The sequence below is a fragment of the Sulfurimonas sp. genome, assembly GCF_027056685.1.
GTDB lineage: Bacteria > Campylobacterota > Campylobacteria > Campylobacterales > Sulfurimonadaceae > Sulfurimonas.
In genome coordinates this window covers 1-8,471 of sequence record NZ_JALUKE010000171.1, presented here as the reverse complement: position 1 = coordinate 8,471, position 8,471 = coordinate 1, and the positions used below count along the sequence as shown (strand labels likewise).

Annotated in this window: 11 protein-coding genes; 1 reads left to right on the top strand and 10 read right to left on the bottom strand. The window is 33.7% G+C overall.

Going from position 1 to position 8,471, the window contains the following annotated elements; translation table 11 throughout:
• The 8 genes from MVY38_RS07465 to MVY38_RS07430 all read right to left on the bottom strand — a co-directional run.
• Window positions 1–1,004, bottom strand: a 1,004-nt coding sequence (locus tag MVY38_RS07465; RefSeq protein ID WP_297484852.1) for an MFS transporter, incomplete at its 3' end; no start/stop codon positions are given.
• Window positions 1,005–1,091: 87 nt separating this feature from the next.
• Complete coding sequence (locus MVY38_RS07460; RefSeq protein WP_297484850.1) at window positions 1,092–1,997, bottom strand: radical SAM protein; 906 nt, start codon at window positions 1,995–1,997, stop codon at window positions 1,092–1,094.
• A gap of 8 nt (window positions 1,998–2,005) precedes the next feature.
• Window positions 2,006–2,944 (bottom strand): hypothetical protein, encoded by a 939-nt coding sequence (locus MVY38_RS07455; RefSeq protein WP_297484848.1) that lies wholly within the window; start codon window positions 2,942–2,944, stop codon window positions 2,006–2,008.
• Between the two features lie 187 nt (window positions 2,945–3,131).
• Window positions 3,132–3,473: a NifB/NifX family molybdenum-iron cluster-binding protein gene (locus MVY38_RS07450; protein ID WP_297484846.1), complete on the bottom strand. Its 342-nt coding sequence runs from the start codon at window positions 3,471–3,473 to the stop codon at window positions 3,132–3,134.
• A gap of 1 nt (window position 3,474) precedes the next feature.
• On the bottom strand, window positions 3,475–4,359 hold the full coding sequence (locus MVY38_RS07445) for an ATP-binding protein (protein WP_297484844.1): 885 nt from the start codon (window positions 4,357–4,359) through the stop codon (window positions 3,475–3,477).
• Window positions 4,356–5,207, bottom strand: coding sequence for an ATP-binding protein (locus tag MVY38_RS07440; RefSeq protein WP_297484842.1), 852 nt, complete (start codon window positions 5,205–5,207; stop codon window positions 4,356–4,358). Before MVY38_RS07440 ends, MVY38_RS07445 begins: the two co-directional genes overlap by 4 nt.
• The gene (locus tag MVY38_RS07435) at window positions 5,208–5,750 is read right to left on the bottom strand and encodes a NifB/NifX family molybdenum-iron cluster-binding protein (protein ID WP_297484840.1); all 543 of its coding nucleotides are present in this window, start codon (window positions 5,748–5,750) and stop codon (window positions 5,208–5,210) included. It abuts the gene before it with no gap.
• Window positions 5,751–6,007: 257 nt separating this feature from the next.
• Window positions 6,008–6,571: a DUF3365 domain-containing protein gene (locus MVY38_RS07430; protein ID WP_297484838.1), complete on the bottom strand. Its 564-nt coding sequence runs from the start codon at window positions 6,569–6,571 to the stop codon at window positions 6,008–6,010.
• 118 nt (window positions 6,572–6,689) lie between these two features.
• On the opposite strand from MVY38_RS07430, the gene MVY38_RS07425 reads away from it, so the two are divergent.
• Window positions 6,690–7,700, top strand: a complete 1,011-nt coding sequence (locus tag MVY38_RS07425; protein WP_297484837.1) for an AI-2E family transporter — start codon at window positions 6,690–6,692, stop codon at window positions 7,698–7,700.
• 7 nt (window positions 7,701–7,707) lie between these two features.
• Here MVY38_RS07425 and MVY38_RS07420 read toward each other — a convergent pair whose 3' ends face one another.
• Both MVY38_RS07420 and MVY38_RS07415 read right to left on the bottom strand, forming a co-directional pair.
• The gene (locus tag MVY38_RS07420; protein ID WP_297484835.1) at window positions 7,708–8,220 is read right to left on the bottom strand and encodes a DUF1858 domain-containing protein; all 513 of its coding nucleotides are present in this window, start codon (window positions 8,218–8,220) and stop codon (window positions 7,708–7,710) included.
• Window positions 8,221–8,247: 27 nt separating this feature from the next.
• Window positions 8,248–8,471, bottom strand: a 224-nt coding sequence (locus MVY38_RS07415) for a TrmO family methyltransferase (protein ID WP_297484833.1), incomplete at its 5' end; no start/stop codon positions are given.

Here is an 8,471-nt window from a genome sequence, read left to right as displayed (position 1 = left end):
TTTCCAAAACCATCAAGGGCTACGCCATAAAGGAAAAAGACAAGAGCATATATGTAGCTATTGTTCGCAAAAAGTGCAGCCGTAAACGCAGCTATCATAAAAACAAAACTCAAAGAGAGCATCTTCTCATAATTACTTATTTTCCTCCACAATAAAGAGCTACCTACAATGCTTCCAAACATCTGTACCATTATAAATCCACCTAAAACCCAACCGGTCAAAGTAACACTGTTTTTTGCTTCTAAAATGACAAAAGGAATGGAGAGATAACAGGCAAAACTTAAAAAGATAGCCAAAGTTTGCTGTTGCAGTCGTTTGTCATCTTTAAGTGTAGCAAAGGCATTTTTTATAAAAAGTCCGAAATTTTTCTCTTTTTCCTGCACATTCTCTTTTAAGGGTTCATCATCAATTGTTGTAAAAATAAAAAAGCCAATACCCATAATAAAACTACTAACAATGAAAAGATAAGCATAGTTAAGTGGTGCTTGAAAATGACTCAAAACATACCCAGCAACACCACCACTAATGATGGAAGCAATGGAACCCGCAACCTGACGATTTGCCATGGTCTTTCCACGATACGCTTTAGAAAAAAGTTTTGCCTGAAGTTCTTTAAAATAGATTGCCCCAAAACCAGCAGAGAGGGAAAAACCAAAAAGCCCTAAACCTATAAAAGTAAGGGTAAGTGTTTTATGAGCATCTCCGATAAAAAAAATACTCAAACCAATACTAAACCAAGAGAGCCAACGAAAAAAAAACACCCTTCGTAAATAAGGCAAAACTTTTTTATAACTCTGTGCATGAAACGCAGCATAAAGCTGTGTGAGTATTGCCCCACCACGCAACAAAGAGACAAAAACACCCACAACAAGTGCACTCTCACTAAAATGCTCAATGATAAGCGGCAAAACTGTTGAAGGCTCTGCTATGGTAACAGCTAAAGAGAGAAAAAATGCATGCGCTACATTTTTATAATTATTGGTCGAATTGTCCTGTTTATACACAATTATATTGTTTCTGTGCACCATATACCTTTATTTAATTTTTTCTAAGTATATTCTAAAATTATTACACAAGAATTAAACACAAATCTAGACAGTTCTAAAAAAATCGATATTACCTACTTTTACTATTTCAATCTTACCAAAAGCGAACAAAGAGTTAAATCTCTCTTTTGTCTTTGCATCAAACACATCTTCTATATCTGCCTTAGTAAAAGGTCTTTTTGAGAGTGTTTTTAAAATATCATCTTCATTAAACGATTCTTTTTTAGCATCTATATTTTTTCTTGTAGCTATAAAAACAGTCTGATTTTTTATCTCTTTTGAGAGTGTATAAAGCTCTTCATAAGTAAGTGCTTCTACATCATATGCAGGTGGTCTGTCAATAGTCGATATATCAACGCGTGCAGGGTTGATTTGATTTATGACTCTATTTAAAAGCGTAAACTCTTCTACTTTATCATTTATCCCTTTTACTACTAAAACTTCCAGAACAAGTTCATTGCTACAATTTTGAGAATACTTTATAAGCCCATCAATAATATTTTTAAGCTCAATACTCTTCATAGGTCGATCAATTTTTTTAAAAGTTTGTTCATTCACACTGTCAAGGGAGAGTTTTACAATATCAAGCTTGCTAAGAGAATCTCTTACATCTTGTCTCTCTATTGTCGATGCGTTTGAGAGTATAAGAAGTTTCTTCTCACCTTTTATCTCATTAATTGCATCAATCAATTCATCAAGATAGTGGTAGAGTGTAGGTTCACCATTTGCAGTAATAGTGATAACATCAAAGTCAAATTTACACATAGCCTCTTTTAATTCAGCTATAACTGCATCTACTTTTGGAGGATTTGCAATTTTCTCTATCTTTGTTGCTCTTACTAATTCACAATAGATACAGTCAAAATTACAACTTTTTTCGTCTGGAGATAAATCTATCCCCAAACTCATACCAAATCTTCTTGATGCAAGAGGACCAAATATATATTTCATCTTATCTCCTAATCATCTTCTTCCACACCACGCTTAATAATTTCAATGAGTTTTGCATACTGATCATCATTTAATACCGCTTGAACATCATTAATACATTTTGCATGGATTCTTTGCATATAAAGTTGCTGATCGGCAATTTTTACTAGTAAATCATCCACTTCATCAGCAGAACATTTCTCATCAACCATTTTTGTAATTGCTTCAAGTTCCATTTTTTTAACAATAGTAGCATTATCTACCACTTGTGGTTTTGTAATAGCCATAAGATTTCTTACCGCAGCAAGTGTCTCTTTATCAAGTCCAACTTCTTTTGCATATTTGACACATGTTTCTATAAAAAACGGCAACTGTGTCGCAATTAGAAAGTATCTTCTTGGCATTTGTCTGCCATCAACATAAGGACTCACACCCGCTTCTTTAAAATCTTTAGCTGTATTTACATGTTTTTTGACATAGATTACAAAAGAATCTTCTGCTTTTGTTTCAACATAGACCTCATGTCCAAATTTCAATAAATCGTCTATTAAAGGCTGTGGTCTAAAATTTGCAATCATAACAAACACTTCATCTTTAACCATTTTACGCAAAGTTTTATGAGCCTCTTCTAATGGACTCAAATCTTTTTTTAAAATCTCATTTGCATTAAGAGTAAATTTCGGCTCTTGATTGATCCACTCAGGAGCTTCTTGCGTTTCATCTTCATCTTTTGTATCCAATGGCTCTTGATTAAATTTTTCTCGTAATATATTTACAAGTTCAGAAAGTTTCATACCTACAACCATTGCCGCTTCTTTTAAATTTGCACCTTCATGAAGAAGTGTTTCATTAATTACAGCCTTTTTAAGCTTTTTAAAATTAGGATTAATTTCCAATAAGCTATTTATCATATCTTCATTTTCTTGTAACAAATCAGATATTTTAGTCTCTAATGTAATCTCTTTCATCTTATTTCCTTTATGATAATGATTTTTAAAATTATGTTCCTCTTATTGTTTACTTTTCTTATAATTATTATAAAATATCATTATTTTACAGAACAAGTCCCATCACCATTACTTTTTGGCAAATTTCCTTGAGTAAATAGTGGAACTGACTTTTCAACCACTAGAAACACTATTCTCACTTTTTCTCTTAAAACTGTTTTTGCAATTTATTTGCTTTGTAAGCCTCATATGCCTCTTTAACACTCATCTCACCAGCACCAGTAAAAAATGCAATGCCAGTTGTTTTTAAGATTTTAAGTGCTTTTTCTCCTGCTCCATTACCAGTTATGACAACATTAGCACCTGCGTTTATCATTCTTTTAGATGAAACTCCACCAACACCATGCTCCATAGACTCTGTCGCACTATTGTCTATCGCTTCTAATGTATCTGACTCTTCATCATATATTAAAAACATCTCTGCTCTTCCAAATCTTGCATCTATTGGACTCTCCCAAGTTTTACCTTTTGTTGTAAATACTATTTTCATCTTAATTTTCCTTCAAAATATTTTTTATATTGTTCCAGCTCAATTTAATCTGCTTTGAGATTTCACAATTCTCATCAAATTCAACTATCGGTTTTGCTACGCTCACTGCTTTTGTAAATATATCATCATAAGCGAGTGAAGCTAAGAGTTGCACATTTTCATCTGCAAGGTATTCTCTTATTTTATTTGTAATATCTCTATTTAAGTCATATTTGTTAATAATACACACAACCTTAAGATTAAAAGTTTTTGTAAGCTCATAGACTCTTTTTAAATCATGTAAACCTGAAACTGTTGCCTCTGTAACAAGCACAACAAGATTCGCTCCACTTAAACTAGAGATTACAGGACACCCTATCCCTGGACTACCATCAGTAATTACATATGCTTTATCTTCTTTAAGTGCTAACTCTTTTGCCACTCTCTTTACTTTTGAAACAAGTTTTCCACTATTTTCAGCTGCAAAACCAAGCTTTGCATGTACCATCTTCGCACCATTTTTTATATCAGATACAAAAACATCTCCTGCCTTTTGTGTTACCATCTCAATGGCATCAACAGGGCATACACGGCTACAGTAGTGGCACCCCTCACAAGAGATGGGATCTACCACATGAAAATCGGTCTCTTTTGTGATGGCATCAAAACGACACACATCAAAACAGTCGCCACAGTTTGTGCAAGTTTCAGGGTCTATAACGGCTATTTCACCACTATAAAAATCACTCTGTTCTTTAAAATTTGCATCAAGAAGCAAGTGCATATTTGCAGCATCTACATCACAATCACAAACAACAGCATCTTGCTTTGCTAAGTAGGCAAAAGATGCACTCAGACTTGTTTTACCAGTGCCACCTTTACCAGAGATTACAACTATTTCTCTCATTTTAAACCTCCAATAAAAGCTATAATATCATCTAAAGAGTCTTTAAAATGTTCAATTTTATTGTAAATCAACTCTCCATTTGAGTAGAGTTTCGCTACCTCTTTATCATTTTTAATTTTTGTAATAATAGGAATATTTTCATCTTGACAATATCTCTCAACACCATCATCACCTATGCCATAACGGTTAATAATCACACCAACTTTTTGATTTAAAACTTTCATAGTCTCAACTGCTAGTGTTAAATCATTAAGTCCAAAAGGTGTTGCTTCTGTAATTAAAATCACAAAATCACTATAACGGCTTGATTCTATCACAGGGCATGAAGTCCCAGGAGGTGCATCATAAATCTTCATATAATCAGGAAACTTCTCATCTACATACTCTATAGTTTGAGCAATTAACGGTATAGACATCTCTTGACCTAAATCTAATCTCCCCTCAACCATACTAAAGAGTTCATTTCTATACTCATTTATAATCCCTATTGGCGATGGTGTCATAGGAAGTGAATTTGTTGGACAAAGTTCACTACAAGCATAACAGCTATGACAAAGTTCAGGAAATACTCTAATCTCCTCAGGAAGATGTAAAATAGCGTTAAAGTTACACACTTCTTCACACTTACCACATAAAGTACAATCAGTTGCATCCCACTTGGGTATCATTTTATTTGATACTTTTGAATTGACTAGTTCTGCGTTTAAGAACAAGGCACTATTTGGCTCTTCTACATCCAAATCAGCTAAAACCACTTTTTTACCAAGTGATGCCAAATAAGAAGTAAGATTAGAAGAAACAGTTGTTTTTCCTGTTCCACCCTTACCACTTGCTATAGTTATTTTCATCTATCCTTCCTTATCTTGATTATTTTTCATCGTTTGAATAATTTCATCTACAGTCTGCTTTTCTGCTGCCACTGGCGTTATACCAAGAGCAAGTAAGTTGTCTTTTACACCTTTACCAAATTCGTAAGAGACAAAAACATCTACACCATTTGCTTTAAGAAATCTAGGAATTTCAGTACCAACATGAAGTCCTCTATTTCCTTCACTATCTTTTTCTATTACAATATTTTCATCTTTAATCTTTGTCATAATTGGATTTTCAATCATCTCTAAAAATTCACCCTCTGGAAGAGAATAAAAAACTATATTTTTTGCAAGCCCAATATGTTTTGCAAGTCTCTCTTTTCCATTTGTCATAAATGCCACTTTCATTTGTAATCCTTCTCTATTATTTTCATTTTTTGAAAAGATGCCTTGGAAATTTCTTCTTCCAAGACCTCTTCCTCCTCCAAAACTTCCATTATCACCAAAGTTTCTTCCTCGGTTAAGACCTCTTTGTCCTCGACCAAAACCTCTTCCTTCTCTTCTTGTAAACTCTCTCATTTTAAATCCTTAAAATTTAGTTTATATGCACATATGTTCAGAATTATAACGAACATATGTTCATTTGTCAAATATTTTATAAAATTTAAAGAAATTTTTTAAGGAGTATAAAATTGCGTGTTTAGCATTTACTTTTCTCGAATTAAGCCATCTTAAAATGGTTGGAAAGAATAAGGAATTTTTGGAAGATTTAAATTAATTCTGAAGCTCATCCCAAATTTTTGGGATAAGCTTGGAGTAGATATGTAGTTTAGTCTTTATTTTACGATAGTTACAACAAATGCACCTCTAAAGTCACCTTTTTTATATCCAACTGCTTTATCGTTTGGATATTTTGCTTTTATAAGTTTATACGCCTCTAAATCTCTTGTCTGTACATCACCATGACAAGTTAAACATACACCTTTTTTGATGAAAATTGGTTTATAAACTTTATAAGAGTTTTTAGAAATCTCTTTAACTATCATTTTAGGTACAGCTTTGTGTGCATTTACATCACTCTGAATCTGCTCAAGTACTTTTGCTTCATCTGCTGTCGGTTTATCTGCTGGGTTTCTGTATTTGAGAGAAACTCTTTTAACACTCACACCTTTTGGATAGCTCGCATTTACTTTTTTCGCAATGCCTGATGCTTCTTCAAGACAAAAACCTGCAGCTTGAACTGGTCCACCTGCTTTCATATTTTGTTTCATATGAGATTTTAAAGCCCCACCCATCTTCATAATGGCACTCTTAGCCTCTTGTTTTATCTCTTTGTTTGTTGCAGCACTTAAAAGTGAAGCACTTGCCATTAGCATAATCGGTAATACGATTCTTTTCATTTTTCTTCCTTCTAATGATTTTATATATAATTATATCGGTCATATGTTCATAAGTCAAGCCAAATTAACTCTTATGCTAGAATATAAGATATAATAACTTATCAAAATGAGGAGAAGCATGGCGATGGCTAAAAACTTTAGTGTTGGGTACGGATTTATGATTATGGCAGCTGTGGTTATTGTACTTGCAGGCATCAAGGCTGCTTCTGCTATTGTAGTTCCCTTTTTACTTTCACTTTTTCTTGCCATTATTCTCTCTCCCTTGTTTTTATGGCTTAAAGAGAAAAAAGTTCCGCAGGGTATAGCGCTACTGCTTATCATACTATTTTTACTTGCTACCATTACAACATTGATGATATTTTTAGGCACATCTATCCAAGATTTTACACAAAATGTTCCAAGTTATGAGATAAAATTACGCACTGATTTTCAGAATCTTCTTGGTTTTTTACAAAGCTATGGCATCCAAGTACCAAAAGAGGACTTTTCAACACTCTTTGCAACAAATAGTATTATGCAATATATCGCTAAGACACTCAAATCTCTTAGTGGACTATTGACAAATTCACTTATGATAATTATGACAATCATTTTTATGTTGATGGAGGTTTCACAATTTAGAAAAAAGCTAGAACTCTCAAATACAAATGGTCTCAATTCATTCATTGAGGTAAGTGACAATATCAAACACTTTATATTGCTCAAATCGATGACTTCAGCAGCAACAGGGATTTTTATTGCAGTGTCACTAAAAATAATAGGTCTTGATTATGCTATTTTATGGGGCGTAGTTGCTTTTTTACTCAATTTCATCCCAAATATTGGCTCTATCATCGCTGCTGTTCCCGCAGTTCTTATGTCTTTGATTCAATTTGACATAACAACAACACTTTTAGTTGCTGCAATCTATGCAATTACCAACATAACCATCGGCTCAGTTATTGAACCAAAAATCATGGGAAAAGGGCTGGGGCTTTCAACACTGGTTGTTTTTCTTTCACTTATTTTTTGGGGATGGCTGCTCGGACCAGTAGGCATGCTCCTCTCTGTTCCTCTTACCATCATGGTAAAAATAGTCCTCGATGCAAAAGAGGATACACGATGGATAGCGGTACTTTTAGGTAACTAACTTTAAGCTATTTTTTAACATATGTGATAAACTTATCTTCTTCCAACTCTTGAGAGTAAACCTCATGCCCTTGCTTTTCAAACTCTTCTATTAATGGTTCAGGTTTAAAGTCAGAAGTAATGGTAAGAATCTCTCCTTCATGAAATTTTCTTAAAATATTAAATGCTTTTGCTAAAGGATTATCTTCTTTATCTAAGAGTTCATTTGCATCTATACTCTCTGTTGGTGTTTCTGTTATCCAAGTAGGAATATTTTCATCTTCCTCATTTTGAATTTCTGTCGTATCCACGCTCACTGGTTCTTGTCCAACAGCAACACGAAGCTGATTGAGCAGATCCATCGGCTCCATTGCACCCACTACAGCTGCTTGTTTTACACCTGCTATTTTTGCTAGTGTTCTACGAAGCACAGGATTATTTAATTTTTTAAATTTAGGATTGATCTTAATGAGAATATCTTTCATCCCATCATAATCATTCAGTAAATCTGAAACTTTTGTCTCTAATGTAATCTCTTTCATATCTCTTTCCTCATTTTTAATTTTAGACTATATAAATCTCTCATCAGAACGCATACTACTTACCTCATCAGCGCTTGCCTGCATCCAGCCACTCTTCACCGTACCCTCAACCCTGTCAAAATTTTCAATATAGGGCTTAATGTCTAAAAGGGGTGTTCCATCAACAATATCAACACCCTTAATTGTGACAATATTATCAACAACATCCACAATCTCAACAACTGAAAGCCCTATGGAATTTGGATGCATAG